At 70.7% G+C, this 20,017-nt stretch carries 14 protein-coding genes; 9 read left to right on the forward strand and 5 right to left on the reverse strand.

All coding sequences use genetic code 11. From position 1 onward, the window contains the following. Positions 1-7: 7 nt before the first annotated feature. The 8 genes from HCC61_RS15420 to HCC61_RS15455 all read left to right on the forward strand — a co-directional run bounded on the left by HCC61_RS15420 (position 8) and on the right by HCC61_RS15455 (position 11,704). Positions 8-931 carry a sugar ABC transporter permease gene (locus tag HCC61_RS15420; protein WP_169136007.1) on the forward strand — a complete coding sequence of 308 codons (924 nt, stop codon included), beginning with the start codon at positions 8-10 and terminating at the stop codon, positions 929-931. Continuing rightward, the gene (locus HCC61_RS15425) at positions 931-1,875 is read left to right on the forward strand and encodes a carbohydrate ABC transporter permease (RefSeq protein ID WP_169136008.1); all 945 of its coding nucleotides are present in this window, start codon (positions 931-933) and stop codon (positions 1,873-1,875) included. The genes HCC61_RS15420 and HCC61_RS15425 overlap by 1 nt, the downstream gene beginning before the upstream one ends. A gap of 206 nt (positions 1,876-2,081) precedes the next feature. Next, a complete protein-coding gene (locus HCC61_RS15430; protein WP_169136066.1) occupies positions 2,082-3,356 on the forward strand; it encodes an ROK family transcriptional regulator in 1,275 nt (424 codons plus the stop codon). Positions 3,357-3,763: 407 nt separating this feature from the next. Next, a complete protein-coding gene (locus HCC61_RS15435; RefSeq protein WP_206322504.1) occupies positions 3,764-4,855 on the forward strand; it encodes a substrate-binding domain-containing protein in 1,092 nt (363 codons plus the stop codon). A gap of 177 nt (positions 4,856-5,032) precedes the next feature. Further along, positions 5,033-5,800, forward strand: a complete 768-nt coding sequence (locus HCC61_RS15440) for an ATP-binding cassette domain-containing protein (protein ID WP_169136067.1) — start codon at positions 5,033-5,035, stop codon at positions 5,798-5,800. A gap of 38 nt (positions 5,801-5,838) precedes the next feature. Then, positions 5,839-7,104: a sugar ABC transporter permease gene (locus tag HCC61_RS15445; protein ID WP_346777224.1), complete on the forward strand. Its 1,266-nt coding sequence runs from the start codon at positions 5,839-5,841 to the stop codon at positions 7,102-7,104. Between the two features lie 964 nt (positions 7,105-8,068). Next, positions 8,069-9,979 (forward strand): 1-deoxy-D-xylulose-5-phosphate synthase, encoded by a 1,911-nt coding sequence (dxs, locus tag HCC61_RS15450; protein WP_206322561.1) that lies wholly within the window; start codon positions 8,069-8,071, stop codon positions 9,977-9,979. A 198-nt stretch (positions 9,980-10,177) separates the two neighbouring features. Continuing rightward, the gene (locus HCC61_RS15455; RefSeq protein WP_169136012.1) at positions 10,178-11,704 is read left to right on the forward strand and encodes a glycosyltransferase family 39 protein; all 1,527 of its coding nucleotides are present in this window, start codon (positions 10,178-10,180) and stop codon (positions 11,702-11,704) included. Positions 11,705-11,875: 171 nt separating this feature from the next. Here HCC61_RS15455 and HCC61_RS15460 read toward each other — a convergent pair whose 3' ends face one another. From HCC61_RS15460 to HCC61_RS15480, 5 genes are all read right to left on the reverse strand, one after another. Continuing rightward, positions 11,876-14,008: a 3-hydroxyacyl-CoA dehydrogenase NAD-binding domain-containing protein gene (locus HCC61_RS15460; protein ID WP_169136013.1), complete on the reverse strand. Its 2,133-nt coding sequence runs from the start codon at positions 14,006-14,008 to the stop codon at positions 11,876-11,878. Then, entirely contained in the window at positions 14,005-15,228 is a 1,224-nt protein-coding gene (locus tag HCC61_RS15465; RefSeq protein ID WP_169136014.1) for an acetyl-CoA C-acyltransferase, read from the reverse strand. Before HCC61_RS15465 ends, HCC61_RS15460 begins: the two co-directional genes overlap by 4 nt. Before the next feature lie 225 nt (positions 15,229-15,453). Further along, positions 15,454-16,731, reverse strand: coding sequence for a ribonuclease D (locus tag HCC61_RS15470; protein ID WP_169136015.1), 1,278 nt, complete (start codon positions 16,729-16,731; stop codon positions 15,454-15,456). A gap of 222 nt (positions 16,732-16,953) precedes the next feature. Further along, the gene (locus tag HCC61_RS15475) at positions 16,954-17,628 is read right to left on the reverse strand and encodes a response regulator transcription factor (protein ID WP_028433019.1); all 675 of its coding nucleotides are present in this window, start codon (positions 17,626-17,628) and stop codon (positions 16,954-16,956) included. A gap of 307 nt (positions 17,629-17,935) precedes the next feature. Beyond that, positions 17,936-18,604: a DUF3000 domain-containing protein gene (locus HCC61_RS15480; protein WP_169136016.1), complete on the reverse strand. Its 669-nt coding sequence runs from the start codon at positions 18,602-18,604 to the stop codon at positions 17,936-17,938. Positions 18,605-18,895: 291 nt separating this feature from the next. On the opposite strand from HCC61_RS15480, the gene hemE reads away from it, so the two are divergent. Then, the gene (gene hemE, locus HCC61_RS15485) at positions 18,896-19,969 is read left to right on the forward strand and encodes a uroporphyrinogen decarboxylase (RefSeq protein ID WP_169136017.1); all 1,074 of its coding nucleotides are present in this window, start codon (positions 18,896-18,898) and stop codon (positions 19,967-19,969) included. Positions 19,970-20,017 lie beyond the last annotated feature (48 nt).

Genomic DNA, 20,017 nt, shown 5'->3' on the forward strand with positions numbered 1-20,017 from the left:
GTGAGTAATGGAGCACGGCAAGTACCGGTTCATCGTGGGGTTCTTGATCGTTCCCCTCACGATCTACACGGTCTTTGTCATCTGGCCTTTCGTCCAGTCGATCTACTATTCGTTCACCGACTGGACCGGACTGAGTCCGGACTTCAAGATGGTCGGCTTCGACAATTACGCCAAGCTGTTCGGCGACGACGTCTTCTGGAAGTCGCTGGAGCACAGCCTGCTGTTCCTTCTGCTGCTGCCGCTGGTGACGATCAGCCTCGCGCTGTTCTTCGCATTCATGATCAACGTCGGTGGGCGGCGGCGGAAGAACTCCGCCGTCTCCGGCGTGCGCGGGTCGAGCTTCTACAAGATCGTCTATTTCTTCCCGCAGGTGCTGTCGATCGCCATCGTCGCCCTGCTCTTCCGCTTCGCCTACAACCCGCGAAGCGGCTCGCTCAACGCGGCGCTGGAGGCGGTGGGCCTCTCCTCGCTGAGGACGGCGTGGCTCGGGAACCCGGAGACCGCGCTGTGGGCCGTGATGGCCGTGATGGTCTGGTGCACCGTGGGCTTCTTCGTCGTGCTCTTCTCGGCCGCGATGACGTCGATCCCGCGTTACTACTACGAGGCCGCGCTGCTGGACGGTGCCGACCGGATCACCACGTTCTTCCGGATCACTCTGCCCCTGCTGTGGGACACCGTGCAGTCCGGCTGGATCTACATGGGCATCCTGGCGCTGGGCGCCGAGGCGTTCGCCGTGGTGCAGATCATGACCACCGGTCCGGGCGGCCCCGCCTACTCCACGACCGTGCTGCCGCTGTACGTGTACCTGAAGGCGTTCCGTGACGGGCAGGCCGCCTACGCCACCACGATCGGCGTGGCCCTGCTCGTGGTCACCCTGGCCTTCGCGGCCGTCGTACTGAAACTCGGACGCCGCGAGAGGCTGGAGTACTGATGAAGACCGCCGGAACTTTGCCGGAGGAGCCGGAGACGACGGAGCCCGAGACGGTGGGCAGGGCGCTCACCGGGGACCCGCTGCGCGGCACCGCCGACAAGGAGAGCACCCGGGGCAGCGAGGGGAAGACCCTCAACGTCTTCTCGCACGGGATGCTCGTCCTGTGGGCCGTGATGGTGGTGATGCCGCTGCTCTGGGCGGTCATGACCTCCTTCAAGGACGACAAGAGCATCTTCACCTCGCCGTGGTCGCCGCCGACTTCGCTCGACTTCGGCAACTGGTCGCGCGCCTGGGGCCAGGCGCACATGAGCGAGTACTTCCTCAACACGCTGGTGGTGGTGGGCGGTTCACTGCTGGGCACGATGCTTCTCGGCAGCATGGTGGCGTACGTGCTGGCCAGGTTCGACTTTCCCGGGAACCGCTTCCTCTACTTCCTGTTCATCGGCGGGATGAGCTTCCCGATCATCCTGGCCCTGGTGCCGCTGTTCTACGTGATGAGCAACACCGGGCTGCTGAACACCCGGCACGGACTGATCCTGGCGTACATCGCCTACTCGCTGCCGTTCACGACCTTCTTCCTGACCTCGTTCTTCCGCTCCCTGCCGACCTCGGTGGCGGAGGCGGCGCTCATCGACGGGGCCTCGCACACCCGGACGTTCTTCCAGGTGATGCTGCCGATGGCGAAGCCCGGCCTGATCAGCGTGGGCATCTTCAACTTCCTCGGGCAGTGGAACCAGTACATGCTGCCCACGGTGCTCAACACCGACCCGGACCGGCGGGTGCTCACCCAGGGCCTGGTCGAACTGGCCGCCAGCCAGGGCTACAAGGGCGACTGGTCGGGCCTGTTCGCCGGTCTGGTGATGGCGATGCTGCCGGTGCTCGCCGCGTACATCATCTTCCAGCGGCAGGTCGTGGCGGGTCTGACCGCGGGCGCGCTGAAGTAAGGACTCGGCCCGCTCACCCTCCGTGGAAACTCCCGCGGGCAGGCGCCCACTGCGTTCAAGGTCTTGACGAATGAGAACCGCTCGGGCTCTGCTTGGAGTTCAGGTGTTGGAGACATGCCGTTTCCCGGATACGCGGTGCGGCGGACGGTCCGACGGTCGCGCCGCGTCACGCGCCGGCGGCAGTCGAGGCGGGAGTGGATTCAGTGGTGGAGACTCCGGGGTCGCAGTCCTCGCTGCACCGGGCGAACCTTGAACGGGTCGTGCGGGCGGTACGCATGGCGGGGTCGCTCACCCAGGCCGAGATCGCCCGCACCACGGGTCTTTCCGCGGCGACCGTCTCCAACATCGTCCGCGAGCTGAAGGAGAGCGGGACCGTGCAGGTCACGCCCACCTCGGCGGGCGGGCGCCGGGCGCGCGCGGTGTCGCTGAGCGGCGACGCGGGAGCCGTCGTCGGCGTGGACTTCGGGCACTCGCACCTGCGCGTCGCCGTCGGGAACCTGGCGCACCAGGTGCTCGCCGAGGAGGCCGAGCCGATCGACGTCGACGCCTCGGCGGCGGAGGGCTTCGACCGGGCCGAGCAGCTGGTGCACCGGCTCATCGCCACCACCGGCATCGCCCGCGAGAAGCTGATCGGTGTCGGCCTCGGCGTACCGGGCCCGATAGACGTCGTCACCGGTGAGCTGGGCTCGACGTCCATCCTGCCGGGCTGGAGCGGCACACACCCCCGCGAGGAGCTGGCTGCCCGGCTGGGCGTCCCGGTGTACGTGGACAACGACGCCAACCTCGGGGCCCTCGGCGAGCAGGTGTGGGGCAACGGGCGGGGCGCCGCCGACCTGGCGTACATCAAGGTCGCCAGCGGCGTCGGCGCGGGCCTCGTCATCAACGGGCAGATCTACCGCGGCCCGGGTGGCACCGCCGGCGAGATAGGGCACATCACCCTCGACGAGTCGGGCCCGGTCTGCCGCTGCGGCAACCGCGGCTGCCTTGAAACCTTCACCGCGGCCCGCTACGTACTGCCACTGCTGCACTCCAGCCACGGCACGGGGCTGACGATGGCGCGCGTCGTGCAGCTCGCGCGCGAGGGCGACCCCGGGTGCCGGCGGGTCGTCGGCGACCTGGGCCGGCACATCGGCAGCGGCGTCGCCAACCTGTGCAACCTGCTCAACCCCAGCCGGGTCGTGCTCGGCGGCGACCTCGCGGAGGCCGGCGACGTGGTGCTCGGGCCCGTACGGGACTCGGTGGCCCGTTACGCGATCCCCAGCGCCGCACGGCAGTTGACGATCGTGCCGGGCACTCTCGGGGGTCGGGCCGAGGTGCTGGGGGCGCTGGCGCTGGTGCTCAGCGAGATGGGCGACGCGACGCTGCTGGACTCGTCCGCGGGGCCGCACGCGCACGCCACCGGATCACGGAGCGGCGGCGAGACGGGGACCGTGGACGGCGAACGCAGGGCGCCCGTCGGGGCCGTCGCGGCCTCGTTCTGACGAACGCCCGAGCCCGGAGTCCGGCGTACGAGTCGTATGGAACGCACCCGGAGAGACCGAGAAACGGACCCGGGGAATCCGCCTTCCGGGAACCGGATTCGGAGGACCAGAATCCGAGATCCCGAGTCCGGGAACGCGGAATCGCCGGACACTGGCGGGAACGACAGCGGGAACGAACAACGCAGCAGGCGAGCGGAAAGCAGCGACGGATCCGGGCAGATGACGATTTCGCTTCCGCTCCGAATCCGTTCAAGTACGCAACGTGGCGCTTTGGGTTCACGCAGATAACGGATGGCATCGTTGCCGTCTCGTTAATGATTTACTTCTTGACGGTTGCGTGACCTGGGAGTTGACTTCCGACCACCTCGGCCGCATACGACGCGGCCTCGTCAGGGAGGTTGGACCCCATGAACGCAAAGGTGCGTCGCGTCGTCATCGGTACGGCAGCAATATCGATGGCCGTTTCCCTCGCAGCCTGCGGCAAGGCCGGCGGCAGTGACGGGGGCAGCGGCGGCGACAACAAGACCATCGGTCTGCTGCTCCCGGAGAACAAGACCACCCGCTACGAGACGTTCGACCGTCCGTACATGACCGACAAGATCAAGTCCCTCTGCAAGGACTGCAAGGTCAAGTACAACAACGCCAACCAGGATTCCGAGCTTCAGAAGAAGCAGTTCGACGCCCTCATCGCACAGGGCGTCAAGACGATCATTCTGGACGCCGTCGACGCCCAGGCCACCAAGTCGTGGGTGGACCGCGCGGCGAAGAAGGACGTCAAGGTCGTGGCGTACGACCGTCTCGCCGAGGGCGACATCTCCGCCTACATCTCCTACGACAACTACAAGATCGGCGAGCTCCAGGGGCAGGGCCTCGTCCAGGCGCTCGGCGACAAGGCCAAGGACAGCCGCGTCGTGATGATCAACGGCTCCCCGACGGACCCGAACGCGCCGCTGTTCAAGAAGGGCGCGCACAGCGTGCTCGACAAGAAGGTCAAGAAGGTCGTCTACGAGCAGGACATCCCGGACTGGTCGCCCGACGAGGCGAACAAGAAGATGGGCGCCGCGATCACCAAGCTCGGCAAGGACGGCTTCGACGGCGTCTACGCCGCCAACGACGGCATGGCCGGCGGCGTCTCCACCGCCATGAAGAAGGGCGGCGTCAAGGACGTCCCGCTCGGCGGTCAGGACGCCGAACTCGCCGGTCTCCAGCGGATCATCAAGGGCGACCAGACGCTCACCATCTACAAGGCGATCAAGCCGCAGGCGGAGACGACGGCCAAGATCGCCGTCAACCTGCTGAAGGGCAAGGACATCGGCTCGCTGGCACCGAAGAAGGTCGACAGCAAGAGCAAGAAGGGCGTCCCCGCCCAGCTGTACGACGCCAAGATCGTGACCAAGGACAACATCAAGGACACGATCCTCAAGGACAAGGTCTACAAGGCCGGCCAGATCTGCACGCCGCAGTTCGCCAAGGCCTGCAAGGCAGCCGGTCTGAAGTGAGCGCCGGGAGGCCGCACTTGCTGTACGCGGCGCGTGTCCCGCTCGCGGCACACGCCCCGCTCTCCCGCGGCCTCCCACGCCTGAACCCCCCTGAACGAACGCAGGGACCGCCCCCGCCACGAGCGGGGGCGGCTCCTGAGCCCGAAGATCGGAGTTTTCCCAGTGGAGAACGGAACCGTGCTGGCGCTGCGCGGGATCTCCAAGCGGTTCGGTGCCGTACAGGCACTCACCGACGTTGATCTGGAAGTACGGCGCGGCGAGGTGATCGCCCTCGTCGGCGACAACGGCGCCGGCAAGTCGACGCTCGTCAAGACAGTCGCGGGCGTCCACCCCATCGACGAGGGCGCCATCGAATGGGAGGGCCGGCCGGTCACCGTAAACCGGCCCCACGACGCCCAGGACCTCGGAATCGCCACCGTCTACCAGGACTTGGCGCTCTGCGACAACCTCGACGTCGTCGCCAACCTCTTCCTCGGGAACGAGTCGCGCCACGCTGCCGTGCTCGACGAGATCGCGATGGAGAAGCGCGCGATGGAGCTGCTGGACACGCTCTCCATCCGCATCCCCAGCGTCCGCATCCCCGTCGCCTCGCTCTCCGGCGGTCAGCGGCAGGTCGTCGCCATCGCCCGCGCCCTCATCGGCGACCCGAAGGTGGTCATCCTCGACGAGCCGACCGCCGCTCTCGGCGTCGAGCAGACGGCACAGGTCCTCGACCTGGTGGAGCGGCTGCGCGAACGCGGCCTGGCCGTCATCCTCATCAGTCACAACATGGCCGACGTGCAGGCGGTCGCCGACCGCGTCGCGGTGCTGCGCCTCGGCCGCAACAACGGCGTCTTCGACGTGGCCACCACCTCCCACGAGGAGGTCATCGCCGCGATCACCGGCGCCTCCGACAACGCGGTCACCCGCCGCCAGGCCCGTACGGACAAGGAGGCGGCGCAGTGAGCGACACCGTCGACAAGGAGCACGGCACCGGGGCCGCCGTGCAGGACGCGGCAACGGGCGACGGCGACGCGGGCGGCGGCGCGGACCGCGTGGTCGACCCGCGGCTGCTCGTGCGCGAACAGGGCTTCGCGGGCTATCTCACGGAGTTCAAGCGCAAGGTGCGCGGCGGTGAACTCGGTTCGCTGCCCGTCATCCTCGGCCTGATCATCATCGCCGTCATCTTCCAGTCGCTGAACGAAAGCTTCCTCTCCGCGGGCAGCGTCAGCGACATCGGCGTCTACATCGCCGGTACGGGCATCATGGCCACCGGCATCGTCTTCGTGCTGCTGCTGGGCGAGATCGACCTGTCGGTCGGCTCCGTGGCCGGTGTGGGCGCCGCCGTGTGGGCGGTGCTCAGCGTCACCCACCACGTCAACGACTGGCTGGCGGTGCTGATCGCCATCCTCTCCGGACTGGTCATCGGTTCGCTGCACGGCTTCTTCTTCGCGAAGGTCGGCGTGCCCGCGTTCGTCGTCACGCTGGCCGGATTCCTCGGGTGGAGCGGTCTCCAGATCTGGCTGATGGGCCAGGAAGGCAGCATCAACACCCCCGACAGCAGCGTCGTCGAGGACCTGACCGGCTACTACTTCGAGGACATCTCCGCCGCGTACGGCCTCGCTCTGGTCTCCGTGCTCGCCTACGCGGCGGCCCTCCTGGTCGACGCCAAGCGACGCCGGGCGGCCCGGCTGCCGTCGCGGCCGGTGAGCGAGATCGTGGTGCGCACCGTGGTGATGGCGGTGGTCGCCTTCGTCGCGGCGTACGTGCTCAACCAGTCGCGCGGGCTGCCGCTCGCGCTGGTGCTGTTCCTCGCGGTGCTCGTCATCGCCGACTTCGCGGTGCGCCGTACGACGTACGGCAGGCAGATCTTCGCGGTCGGCGGCAACGCGGAGGCCGCGCGGCGGGCCGGCATCAACGTCGAGTGGGTCCGCATCACGGTCTTCGGCATCGCCGGCATGCTCGCCGCCTTCGGCGGGCTGTTCATCGCGAGCCTGTCCGGCGGCGCCACCAAGAGCCTCGGCGCGGGCAACACCCTGATGAACGTCATCGCCGCGGCCGTCATCGGCGGCACCAGCCTCTTCGGCGGACGCGGCAAGATCTGGTCCGCGCTGCTGGGCATCCTCGTCATCCAGTCCATCCAGCAGGGCCTGAACCTGCTGGGCATGGCGAGCGAGATCCAGTACATGATCACGGGGGCCGTGCTGCTGGCCGCGGTGGTCATCGACTCGGTGTCGCGGCGTACGCAGAAGACGGCGGGCCGCACGTAGCGGCAGCCGCAGCGGCGATCCCTTCCGGCCGCCGTCTGCCGCGCGGGTGCGGTGGGCGGCGGCGGGGGCGGGCCGGGTTCGTCCCGGCTGTCCGGTTCACAGGGTTGGCCGGTCGCCGGGTTCGTCCCGGCCGTCCGGTTCACAGGGTTGGCCGGTCGCCGGGTTCGTCCCCGGCCGTCCGTCCGCAGCTCGTCCGGTCCGTGCGGCTACGTCCGCCGGCCACCACCATCCAGGGCCTGCCCGCCCTGGAACCGCCCCACCTGGGCCCGGGGCGGTCGGGCCTCCACGGGGTACGCCCCCGCGGGGGCCCGCGGCATGCGCGAAGCGGCGCTCGTGCGCAGGCCCGGCGCGGCCGGTCGCAGCGCCCGGCTCGCTCGGCGCCCGGGAGCAGGATGCCGGGCGTACGGACCGAGCCCACGCTCGGGTCGTCCCGTGCCGACGCCAAATCCAGGTATGCGCAACGGACTTGGGGCCGGACCGGGCTTCGGTCCCGGAGCGGCCCCGAAGCAGCGGCCGGAACCGTGCCCGGAGTCGCGCCCGGAACCGTTCCCCGAGCCTCGCCGTCTCCGAGGGCGGGGAAGCCCGTACGGACCGGTCGGAGACGGCCCCTGACGGACCCGCGCGACGGGACCGGCCCGCCGAGGCCGAGCCGCCGCGCCGGGTGGTGCGCAGCCGCCGCGTGCTTCCCGTTCCCCGGATCGGGGGTCTGCCGCACGGTGTGCCTTGCTTGCCTTCGGCCCTGCAAGTGAGCCTCATGGCGCGGTGGCCACCGGCCGGACGGGTGATCGATCTCGCACCGCCAGGCCACCCCCTTCGCAGTAGGAACATTAGACTCGACGGATCGGCACAGCTCGCTCACGCTCGAAAGCAAGGAGGCACCGTGGATAAGGGGCCGCGCTCAGCGCGTCATCCCGGGTCGGGGGCGGTGGAGTTCCCCAAGGCGCAGCGCCGGGGAAGGTGGGATCTGCTGACCCGAGTCGAGGGACCGCGCGACCTCGACGAGCTTTCACCGGAGCAGTTGGAGCAGCTGGCCGGGGAGGTCCGGTCGTTCCTCGTCGACTCCGTCTCCAAGACCGGGGGACACCTCGGCCCGAATCTGGGTGTGGTGGAGCTGACCATCGCCCTCCACCGGGTGTTCGACTCCCCGAAGGACCGGATCCTCTTCGACACCGGGCACCAGTGCTACGTGCACAAGCTGCTGACCGGCCGCCAGGACTTCACCAGGCTGAAGAGCAAGGGCGGGCTGTCGGGCTACCCCGCGCGAGCCGAGTCCGAGCACGACGTCATCGAGAACAGCCACGCCTCCACCGTGCTGGGCTGGGCCGACGGCCTCGCGAAGGCCAACGAGCTGCGCCACAGGGACGATCACGTGGTGGCCGTCATCGGTGACGGCGCCCTGACCGGCGGCATGGCGTGGGAGGCGCTGAACAACATCGCCGCCGCCAAGGACCGTCCGCTCGTCATCGTCGTCAACGACAACGAGCGCAGCTACGCGCCGACCATCGGCGGCCTCGCCAACCACCTAGCCACGCTGCGTACCACCGACGGCTACGAGCGCTTCCTCGCCCGCGGCAAGGAGGTGCTCAACCGCACTCCCGTCGTGGGCAAGCCGCTGTACGAGACGCTGCACGGCGCCAAGAAGGGCCTGAAGGACTTCATCGCCCCGCAGGGCATGTTCGAGGACCTCGGCCTGAAGTACGTCGGCCCGATCGACGGACACGACCTGGCCGCCGTCGAGTCCGCCCTCCAGCGCGCCAAGCGCTTCGGGGGCCCCGTGCTGGTGCACTGCCTCACCGAGAAGGGCCGGGGCTACCAGCCGGCGCTGGAGGACGAGGCGGACCAGTTCCACCAGGTCGGCGTCATCCACCCCGACACCGGTCTGCCCGTCAAGTCCGCCGGTGCCGACTGGACTTCGGTCTTCGGCGAGGAGATGGTCAAGCTCGGTCACGAGCGCGAGGACATCGTCGCCATCACCGCCGCGATGATGCGCCCGCTCGGACTGCACGCCTTCGCCGAGGAGTTCCCGGACCGCGTCTACGACGTGGGCATCGCCGAGCAGCACGCCGCGGTGTCGGCGGCGGGCCTGGCCACCGGCGGCCTGCACCCCGTCTTCGCCGTCTACGCGACGTTCCTCAACCGGGCCTTCGACCAGCTGCTGATGGACGTGGCGCTGCACAAGTGCGGCGTGACGTTCGTACTGGACCGGGCCGGCGTCACCGGCTCCGACGGCCCCTCGCACAACGGCATGTGGGACATGTCCGTGCTCCAGTGCGTGCCCGGCCTTCGTCTGGCGGCGCCGCGCGACGCCGAGCAGGTGCGCGTCCAGCTGCGCGAGGCGGTCGAGGTGGACGACGCCCCCACCGTGGTGCGTTACTCCAAGGGCAAGGTGGGGCCCGCGGTCCCGGCCGTCGGCCGCGTCGGCAGGATGGACGTGCTGCGCAGGCCCGCGGACGCCCAGCGCCCCGACGTGCTGCTGGTGTCGGTGGGCGCGCTCGCCCCGATGTGCCTGGAGATCGCCGAACTCCTCGACAAGCAGGGCATCTCGACGACCGTCGTGGACCCGCGCTGGGTCAAGCCCGTCGACGAGGAGCTGGCGCCGCTGGCTGAGCAGCACCGCGTCGTGGTCACCGTCGAGGACAACGGCCGCTCCGGAGGCGTGGGTTCGGCGGTGGCGCAGTCGCTGCGGGACGCGAACGTCGACGTGCCGCTGCGTGACTTCGGCATCCCCGAGCGCTTCCTCGACCACGGCTCCCGCGCCGATGTGATGGCCGAGATCGGGCTCACCGCGCCGGACATCGCGCGCCAGGTGACGGGTCTCGTCGCGAAGCTGGACGGGCGTTACGAGACGCAGGCCGCGGAGGCGGCGCGCGACTGACCGGCCTCGCCGCGGCGGAGCTTTCCCGTAGGGGCTTACGCACAGGAGGCCGGGCCCGGGCACGGTCAAGGCCAGGGCACGCAGGACGGGCCCAGGCAGTACAGGACAAGGCAGTACAGGGCCGGGTCCGGAGTCAGCGAAGGCTCCGGACCCGGCCCTGCCGCATGGTCCACCGCGCCTCCCGCTAGCTTGTGTGCCATGCCGCCCCCGCCCGCCCGTACGACCGCGGTGCCCGCACACGACGACGGCGCCGCCGTCCGTTCCCCCGATGCCGCGGCCCGCCGCGACCGCGGACGCCGCTTCTGGGCGCGGCTGCTGCCCGTACTGGCGCTGCTGACGGCGGCGACGCGGCTGCCGTCCTTCGCCCGCCCCCTCTGGAACCCGGACGAGGGCTATCTCGCCACGCAGGCACGGCAGTTGGCGGCCGGCGGCACCCTGTACGAGACGGTGGTGGACCGCAAGCCGCCGCTGCTGCCCTGGCTCTACCGGGGCGCGTTCGCGCTCTTCGGCGACGGATCGCTGTGGCCGCTGAGGGTGACCGCCGTGCTGGCGGTGCTGACGGGAGCGGTGCTGCTCGCGTCGATCGCGCGCCGCCGCTGGGGCGACCGGGCGGGAGCGTCGGCGGGCGTCTGCTGCGTACTGGCGTCGGTGGCCCTCGTACCGGAGGACACACAGGCCGCCACGTTCGAGGTCTTCATGCTGCCGTGGACGGCGCTCGCCATGTGGTGTGCGGACCGCGGCCGTTGGGCGTACGCGGGCCTGGGCGTGGCGGCCGCGGTGCTCACCAAGCAGACCGGCGGCGCCGTGCTCGTACCGGTGCTGTGGCTGCTGTGGTCCCGACGCGCGGGCCTGTGGCCGCTGTTGCGGCTCTCGGCGGCGGCCGCGCTGCCTGTGCTGTGCGCCGCCCTGCTACACGGGCCCGGCCGCTTCGTCTACTGGATGGCCACCGGCTCCGGCAGTTATGTCTCGGCCGACGGTGCGATGGGCCACGCGCTGCTGCGCGCACTCGCCAACTGCGGTCTGTTGCTGGCCGGTTGTCTGCCCATGACCGCGGCACTGCTGTACGTCCTGAGTACCCGCCGGGGCGAGGGGGCGCGGGCCGCGCGCACGGCGGACGTGTGGGTGTGGCTGGCCGCATCCGCCGCCGCGGTGACCGTCGGCTTCCAGTTCTTCGGCCACTACTTCCTCCAACTCACCCCCGCCCTGGCCCTGTTGGCCGCCAAGGCGCTGCGACACCTCACCCGGCGAACCCTGATCGCGCTGCTCTCCGTGAACGCCGTGATCGCCGCCGCCTTCCTCGCCTGGGCGCTGCTCCTCTTCCCACGTGCCGAACTCGCCCACCAGCAGCGGCTGGCCGCCGAGGTCCGCGCCCGCACCGCGCCGGCCGACCGCGTCCTGCTGTGGGGCATGCACCCCGAGGGCTACTGGCTCGCGGAACGCACCCCCGCCTCCCGCTATCTCACCGCCGGCTTCCTCACCAACTTCAGCGGCGGACGGGGCGGCGCACGCGTGGGGGAGCGGTACGCCATGGACGGCGCCTGGCCGTACTTCCGCCGCGAACTGCGGGAGAATCCCCCGGCGTTGGTCGTCGACGACTCCCGCGGCAAGCCGTACGGCCCGCGCCGCACCCCCACGCTGCGCGCGTATCTCGACCGTCACTACGAACGCGTGGGCACCGCCGACGGCGCGGTCCTGTACGCACGTTCGCGCGCCCGGGGCTCATGACAGCCGTCCGGCTGTCTCATGACGGCCGTCCGGCCGCGGACCCGGCTGTCTCATGACCGCCGTCCGGTCTCGGACCCGGCTGTCTCATGACCGCCGTCCGGTCTCGGACATGGGAAGGTCCCCCGCCGTCCGGCGGGGGACCTCGGCGCCGCTGCGGGCCCTGACCAGGCGTCAGGCGGGGACGCTCGCCACTCCCGGCTCCAGGAAGCGCCGTCCGGTGGCCCGTTCGCTGACGCCCTCGCGGTCCAGGTACGGCGTGATGCCGCCCAGGTGGAAGGGCCAGCCCGCGCCGGTGATCAGGCACAGGTCGATGTCCTGCGCCTCGGCGACCACGCCCTCGTCGAGCATGAGGCGGACCTCCTGCGCGATGGCGTCCAGCGCCCGGTCGCGCACCTGCTCCTCCGTGAGGACCACGTCGCCGGTCTGGAAGAGCGCCTCGACCTCGGGGTCCAGCTCCGGCTTGGCCGAGCCCGGCACGTAGAGGTTGCGCTTGCCCGCCTCGACGACACGGCCCAGGTTCTCCGAGACGCCGAAGCGGTCGGGGAACGCGTCGTGCAGCGTGCCCGAGACGTGATGGGCGACGGCCGGGCCCACGAGCTCCAGCAGCACGATGGGCGACATGGGCAGGCCCAGCGGCGCCAGGGCGCGGTCCGCGACGTCGACCGGGGTGCCCTCGTCGATCGAGCGCAGCACCTCGCCGAGGAAGCGCGTCAGCACCCGGTTGACGACGAACGCCGGGGCGTCCTTCACCAACACCGCGGTCTTCTTCAGGGACTTGGCCACGGAGAACGCCGTGGCAAGCGAGGCGTCGTCCGTGCGCTCCGCCCGTACGATCTCCAGCAGCGGCAGCACGGCCACCGGGTTGAAGAAGTGGAAGCCGACGACCCGCTCGGGGTGCTTGAGCTGCGAGGCCATCTCCGTGATGGACAGCGACGAGGTGTTGGTCGCGAGGATCGCGTGCGCCGGCACGACCGCCTCGACCTCGGCGAAGATCTTCTGCTTGAGGCCCATCTCCTCGAAGACGGCCTCGATCACGAAGTCCGCGTCGGCGAAGGCCGCGGCCTTGTCCAGCGACCCGGTCACCAGCGCCTTCAGCCGGTTCGCCTTGTCCTGGTTGACGCGGCCCTTCAGCAGCAGCTTGTCGATCTCCTCGTGGACGTAGCCCACGCCCTTGTCGACACGCTCCTGGTCGATGTCGGTCAGTACGACCGGAACCTCCAGCCTGCGCGCGAAGAGCAGCGCCAGCTGCGAGGCCATCAGGCCCGCGCCGACGACGCCGACCTTGGTGACGGGACGCGCCAGCGACTTGTCCGGGGCTCCCGCGGGCCGCTTGGCGCGCTTCTGCACCAGGTTGAACGCGTAGATGCCGCTGCGCAGTTCACCGCCCATGATCAGGTCGGCGAGCGCCTTGTCCTCGGCGTCGAAGCCCGCACGAAGGTCGCCGCTCTTGGCCGCGGCGACGATGTCGAGCGCGCGGTAGGCGGCGGGAGCGGCGCCGTGCACCTTGTCGTCGGCGATCTGCCTGCCGCGGACCACGGCCTGGTCCCACGCCTCGTCGCGGTCGATCTCGGGCCGTACGACCTCGATCTCGCCCTTGAGCACGGACGCCGTCCAGCGCAGCGACTGCTCCAGGAAGTCGGCGCCCTCGAACAGGGCGTCGGCGATGCCCAGTTCGTAGACCTGCGGGCCCTTGAGCAGCTTGTTCTGGTTGAGGGAGTTCTCGACGATGACCGAGACCGCGCGGTCGGCACCGATGAGGTTCGGCAGCAGCGCACAGCCGCCCCAGCCGGGCACCAGCCCGAGGAAGACCTCCGGCAGCCCGAACGCGGGCACGGCCTGCGAGACGGTGCGGTACGTGCAGTGCAGTCCGACCTCGACGCCGCCGCCCATCGCCGCACCGTTGTAGTACGCGAAGGTCGGCACGCCCAGGTCGGCCAGCCGCCGGAACACCGCGTGTCCGCCCTGGCCGATCGCGAGGGCGTCCTCGTGCTCCTTGAGCAGTTCGACGCCCTTGAGGTCGGCGCCGACGGCGAAGATGAACGGCTTGCCGGTGATGCCGACGCCGACGATCCCGCCGTCCTTCGCCTCCTTCTCGACCTGGTCGATCGCGGCGTTCAGATTCGCCAGCGATGCCGGCCCGAACGTGGTCGGCTTGGTGTGGTCGAAGCCGTTGTCCAGGGTGATCAGCGCGAACTTGCCCGCGCCGCCCGGCAGGTCGAGATGGCGTACGTGCGCCTGCGTGACGACCTCGTCGGGGAACAGTTCGGCCGCGCCCTTCAGCAACTCGGCGGTGTTGGTGCTCACTTGCCTGCTCCCTCGCTCCAGTGCGGGTTCTCCCAGATGACGGTTCCGCCCATGCCGAAGCCGACGCACATCGTCGTCAGCCCGTAGCGCACGTGCGGCTGCTCCTCGAACTGCCGCGCCAGCTGCGCCATCAAGCGCACACCGGAGGAGGCCAGCGGGTGCCCGTAGGCGATGGCGCCGCCGTACTGGTTGACGCGGGGGTCGTCGTCGGCGATGCCGTAGTGGTCGAGCAGCGCGAGCACCTGCACCGCGAAGGCCTCGTTGATCTCGAAGAGACCGATGTCGTCGATCGACAGCCCGGCCTTGGCGAGGGCCTTCTGCGTGGACGGCACGGGCCCGACGCCCATGACCTCCGGCTCGACACCGGCGAAGGCGAAGCTGACGAGGCGCATCTTCACCGGCAGCCCCAGCTCCTCGGCGAAGTCCTCGGCGGCGATCAGCGAGGCCGTCGCACCGTCGTTGAGACCGGCGGCGTTGCCCGGCGTGACGCGGCCGTGCGCGCGGAAGGGAGTCTTCAGCCCGGCGAGGCTCTCCAGCGTCGTGCCCGGACGCATCGGCTCGTCCTCGGTCGCCAGGCCCCAACCGGTCTCCCCCGCTTCTTCGTTGGTACGGCGGATCGAGATCGGCACCAGGTCCTGCTGGATCTTGCCGTTGGCGTACGCCTTGGCGGCCTTCTCCTGGCTGCGCACCGCGTACTCGTCGGCGCGCTGCTTGGTCAGATGCGGGAAGCGGTCGTGCAGGTTCTCGGCCGTCATGCCCATGAACAGGGCGGACTGGTCGACCAGCTTCTCGGAGACGAAGCGCGGGTTGGGGTCGACGGCCTCACCCATCGGGTGCCGGCCCATGTGCTCGACGCCGCCCGCGACCACGGCGTCGTACGCGCCGAAGGAGATGGAACCGGCGGTCGTCGTCACCGCCGTCATCGCGCCCGCGCACATGCGGTCGATCGAGTAGCCGGGAACGGTCTCGGGCAGCCCGGCCAGGATGCCCGCGGTGCGGCCGAGGGTCAGGCCCTGGTCGCCGATCTGGGTGGTGGCGGCGACCGCCACCTCGTCGATGCGCTCCGGCGGCAGGTCCGGGTTACGGCGCAGCAGTTCGCGGATGCACTTCACGACCAGGTCGTCTGCCCTGGTCTCGTGATAGATGCCCTTGGGGCCCGCCTTGCCGAACGGTGTGCGGACGCCGTCGACGAAGACGACGTCCCTAGCGGTACGAGGCACTTTGGCTCTCCTCCAGGTGCGGTGCAGATACGCCGTACGGCGCGCTTCCCAAGAGCCATGCTACCCGTGGGTAACTGAGGGGCAAGGCCCGTACCTGGGGGAGGGGCACACGTCACATCACAGCCCGCCGAGCGGCGGTCCGGCAGGCGGAGGGCAGCGCTCCGGCGGGGCTCCGACAGCGCTTCGACAGCGTTCCGGCGGGCGCTCCGCTCCGTCCGCCGGGCGCTACTTGGACGGAGCGGGCGTCGCCAGCGCCTCGGTCAGCAGAGAAGCCGTCTGCTCGATCTGCCACTCGCGGGCGCCGAGCGCGCGCAGAGCGGAGACGACCTGCGACTCGGTACGGGCGCTGGGCGGCTGCCAGCACAGCCGCCGCACCGTGTCCGGAGTCAGCAGGTTCTCCTGCGGCATGGACAGCTCCTCCGCCCGTGCCGTCACGGCCGCGCGCGCGGCGGTGAGCCTGGCGGCGGCCGCCGGGTCCTTGTCGGCCCAGGAACGCGGCGGGGGAGGCCCGTTGGTCGCCTGGCTCTGCTGCGGAAGTGCCGACTCCGGCAGCGCCTTGGCCCGGTCGACGGCGGCCTGCCACTGCTCCAGCTGCTTGCGCCCCATCCGGTGCCCGAAGCCCGGCAGGCCCGAGAGGGTGCGCGCGTCGGACGGCAGCGCCAGCGCCGCCTCGACGATCGCCGAGTCCGCGAGCACCTTGCCCGGCGAGACGTCCCGCTTCCGCGCGATGCGGTCGCGCGCCGTCCACAACTCCCGTACGACGGCCATCTGACGGCGCCGCCGCACCTTGTGCATCCCGGAGGTGCGCCGCCAGGGATCCTTGCGGGGCGGAGCGGGAGGCGCCGCCGCGATGGCCTCGAACTCCTGCCGCGCCCAGGCGAGTTTGCCCTGCCGGTCCAGCTCCTCCTCCAGCGCGTCCCGCAGGTCGATCAGCAACTCGACGTCGAGCGCGGCGTAGTGCAGCCAGGGCTCCGGCAGTGGACGCGTGGACCAGTCGACGGCGGAGTGGCCCTTCTCCAGCGCGTAGCCCAGCAGGTTCTCCACCATCGCGCCCAGCCCGACCCGCGCGTACCCCGCGAGGCGGCCGGCGAGTTCCGTGTCGAACAGCCGCCGCGGAACCATGCCTATCTCCCTCAGGCACGGCAGGTCCTGGGTGGCGGCGTGCAGCACCCACTCGGAGTCGGCGAGCACGGCGCCCAGGCCGGAGAGGTCCGGGCAGCCCACCGGGTCGACAAGCGCGCTGCCCGCACCCTCGCGCCGCAGCTGTACGAGATACGCCCGCTGCCCGTAGCGGTATCCGGAAGCCCGCTCGGCATCGACGGCGACCGGACCGCTGCCCGAGCCGAAGGCCGCGATGATCTCGGTGAGCGCCGCCTCGTCGCCCGTCACGGGTGGAACGCCCTCGCGGGGCTCCAGCAGGGGGACCGGCGCCTGACCAGGGTCTTGGCCCTCGGCCTGGGCCTTAGCTGAGTTTGCTGATGCGGTCTCTCGGGCGTCGGTCACCGGTCAAGGGTAGCTGCGTGAGGCCGGTGATTGTCCTGATGTCCGGGCAGACCGTTGCCCACGGCACCGGAATTCCCGCCACGTCCGGGGCAGGTCGAGTGCGGCGGAGCGATGCGGCGGGTCGGGCATGCCGCGGCGGGCACACATCGAGGCGCCCGCCTGCGGATCGTGCCGCCTGCGGACGCCTCGAAGGTGTGGGGGAGAACCCGGTGAGTCACATGATCAGTGGATGATTCCCGTACGGAGCGCCACGGCGACCATGCCGGCCCGGTCCCCGGTGCCCAACTTGCGGGCGATACGGGCCAGATGGGACTTCACCGTCAGTGCCGAGAGGCCCATCGAGACGCCGATCGCCTTGTTGGACTGGCCCTCCGCGACGAGACGCAGCACCTCCACCTCGCGCCCGGACAGCTCACGCTGGCCACCGGGGTGCCCGGGGCCTCCGGGGCCGCCGCCGGGACGGCGGTGCATGCGGGCGGCGGCGGCACCGATGGGGGCCGCGCCGTGCCGGGTCGGCATGGCGCCGAGGTTGTTGCGGGTGCCGGTGACGACATAGCCCTTGACGCCGCCCGCCAGGGCGTTGCGCACGGCGCCGATGTCGTCGGCTGCCGAGAGGGCCAGGCCGTTCGGCCAGCCCGCGGCTCGGGTCTCGGACAGCAGGCTGAGGCCCGAACCGTCCGGGAGGTGGACGTCGGCCACGCAGATGTCGCGTGGATTGCCGACTCGGGGACGTGCCTCCGCGATCGACGACGCCTCGATCACATCCCGTACGCCGAGAGCCCACAGATGTCGGGTCACGGTGGAACGGACGCGGGGGTCGGCCACGACGACCATGGCCGTCGGTTTGTTGGGGCGGTAGGCGACCAGGCTTGTGGGGTGCTCAAGAAGAACAGACACCGGGCCTCCGAGGGCTGGCTGCGGACGGAACGATTCCGGTGACCGCGCGGGGTGGGCCGGGGTTCCGTGTGGAAGGGTCATAGACTCCTTCGGCAGGTCGGGGGGCCTGCTTTAGGGGAAGATCACCAATTGATGACTGATATTTCCCGAATCGGACAGCCGCTCGACGACGGTTTCCGGCGCGCTCCGAGAAGGAGCGGCGAAGCCGGTCGGGGCCTGTTCCCGTGGGAGGTCCGGCGGGGGATCCGGAGCCCCGGGCGATGGTCGGGGGGCTTCAAGGAGCTGAGGCTTCAGAGGGGCTGAGGTTTCAGAGGGGCTGAGGTCCGCGCCGTTTCGGCAGGGAGACCACGGAGCTTCCGTCGCCCGGCTCCGGCGGCAGCCCGGCGCACTGGCACAGCAGCTCCGACCAGGCCGTCAGATGAACCGCCATGTCCGGCAGGGCCTCGGGCGCGGCCGGGTCCTCGGGGCGGGGAGTCCAGCTGGCGCGGATCTCCAGCTCCGTCTGCGGCGGCCGTTCGTCGAGGCCGCCGAAGTAGGAGGAACCGGAACGCGTCACCGTGCCGCTGGAGTCGGAGTACGCGGCGGAGTGCACCTCCAGCGCGCCCGTCAGCCAGGACCAGGTGACCTCGGGCAGCAGCGGATCGCCGGCGATCTCCGGCTCCAGGTCGGTGCGGGCGAGGGTGACGACGCGGAACGTGCCCTGCCAGGACTCCTGTCCGGCCGGGTCGTGGAGCAGTACGAAACGGCCGTCGGCGAGCTCCGACGACTCGTCGGCGGGGTCGACGACCGAGGCGGACAGCGCGCAGGAGAAAGGGGCGAGACGCTTGGGGGCGGGCAGCGCGGAGAGCTGTACCTCCGGCCTGGTGTGCGCGGAGTTGAGGGCCGCCATCGCGTGCTTGAAGGGCGGAGGGGCACCGTCGCCTCCGCCGCCCGGGCCTCCGGGGCCCTCCGTCATCCTTGGTCGCGCCGCTGCCATGGGGCGCAAGAGTAGGGCGAGCCGGAGGCACACACCCGTAGGGACACTCGCAAGTGGCCGAAGAGCGGTGGGTGTTGAAGAAGCGGAAGGGCTCGTGGGGGCGGTCGCCGCGGGTGGACGGGGAGGGGACCGGTTCGCCGGGGGCCGCCGGCCGGGATCCGAGATTGGCTGACAACCGACGGCTCGTCGGCGGCGCGAGGAGAGCGCCGTAGCGGAGTACGGGGGCGGGTGCCCGCCTCTGCGCCGCCTCGGCGGTCCGGGGGGCCTCCGAGGCGTGGGAGACTGCGGTGCGTGAGTGTCAACGATCCCCAGCCGGCCCGTACGGGCGCTCCTGCCGTACCGCACGACTCCGCCTTTCTCAGGGCGTGCCGCGGGGAGTCCGTCCCGCACACCCCGGTGTGGTTCATGCGGCAGGCGGGGCGCTCGCTCCCCGAGTACCGCAAGGTGCGGCAGGGCATCGCGATGCTCGACTCGTGTACGCGTCCCGAGCTGGTCACGGAGATCACGCTCCAGCCCGTGCGCCGTCACGGCGTCGACGCCGCGATCTACTACAGCGACATCGTCGTACCGCTCAAGGCCATCGGCGTCGATCTGGACATCAGGCCGGGCGTGGGGCCGGTCGTCGAGGAGCCCGTACGCACGCGCGCGGATCTGGAGCGGCTGCGGGCCCTGGAGCCTGAGGACGTCGGATATGTGACGGAGGCCGTGCGGCTCCTCACTCGGGAGCTCGGCGGGACGCCGCTCATCGGCTTCGCCGGGGCACCGTTCACGCTGGCCAGCTATCTCGTGGAGGGCGGCCCGTCGCGCAACCACGAGCGCACCAAGGCGATGATGTACGGCGACCCGGAGCTGTGGGCCGCGCTGCTGGACCGTCTCGCCGTCATCACGGGCACGTTCCTGAAGGTGCAGATCGAGGCGGGCGCCTCGGCCGTGCAGCTCTTCGACTCCTGGGCCGGTGCCCTCTCCGAGGCCGACTACCGGCGTTCGGTCATGCCCGCCTCGCAGAAGGTCTTCGAGTCCGTGGCGCACTACGGCGTGCCGCGCATCCACTTCGGCGTCGGTACGGGCGAACTGCTGGGCGCCATGGGCGAGGCGGGCGCGGACGTCGTCGGCGCGGACTGGCGCGTGCCGCTGGACGAGGCAGCCCGGCGGGTGGGACCGGGCAGGGCGGTGCAGGGGAACCTGGACCCGGCGGTGCTCTTCGCGCCGCGCGAGGCGGTCGAGGTGCAGGCCCGGCGGGTGCTGGACGCGGCGCGCGGCGCCGGGAGCCACATCTTCAACCTGGGGCACGGAGTGCTTCCCGAGACGGACCCGGACGCGCTGACCCGGCTCGTGGCGTACGTGCACGAGCAGACGGCGCGCTGAGGGAATCTACTGACGGAACCGGCTGACGGAATCGCGGCCGCGGCACTT

The organism is Streptomyces sp. HNM0575, assembly GCF_012726265.1.
Classification (GTDB): Bacteria; Actinomycetota; Actinomycetes; order Streptomycetales; family Streptomycetaceae; genus Streptomyces.

What these genes read in the sequence shown, in the direction of transcription:
- HCC61_RS15420 (WP_169136007.1), top strand. Translation starts at nt 8, where the DNA reads ATGGAGCACGGCAAGTACCGGTTCATCGTGGGGTTCTTGATCGTTCCC.
- HCC61_RS15455 (WP_169136012.1), top strand. Translation starts at nt 10,178, where the DNA reads ATGCCGCCCCCGCCCGCCCGTACGACCGCGGTGCCCGCACACGACGAC.
- HCC61_RS15435 (WP_206322504.1), top strand. Translation starts at nt 3,764, where the DNA reads ATGAACGCAAAGGTGCGTCGCGTCGTCATCGGTACGGCAGCAATATCG.
- HCC61_RS15480 (WP_169136016.1), bottom strand. Translation starts at nt 18,604, where the DNA reads ATGGCAGCGGCGCGACCAAGGATGACGGAGGGCCCCGGAGGCCCGGGC.
- HCC61_RS15425 (WP_169136008.1), top strand. Translation starts at nt 931, where the DNA reads ATGAAGACCGCCGGAACTTTGCCGGAGGAGCCGGAGACGACGGAGCCC.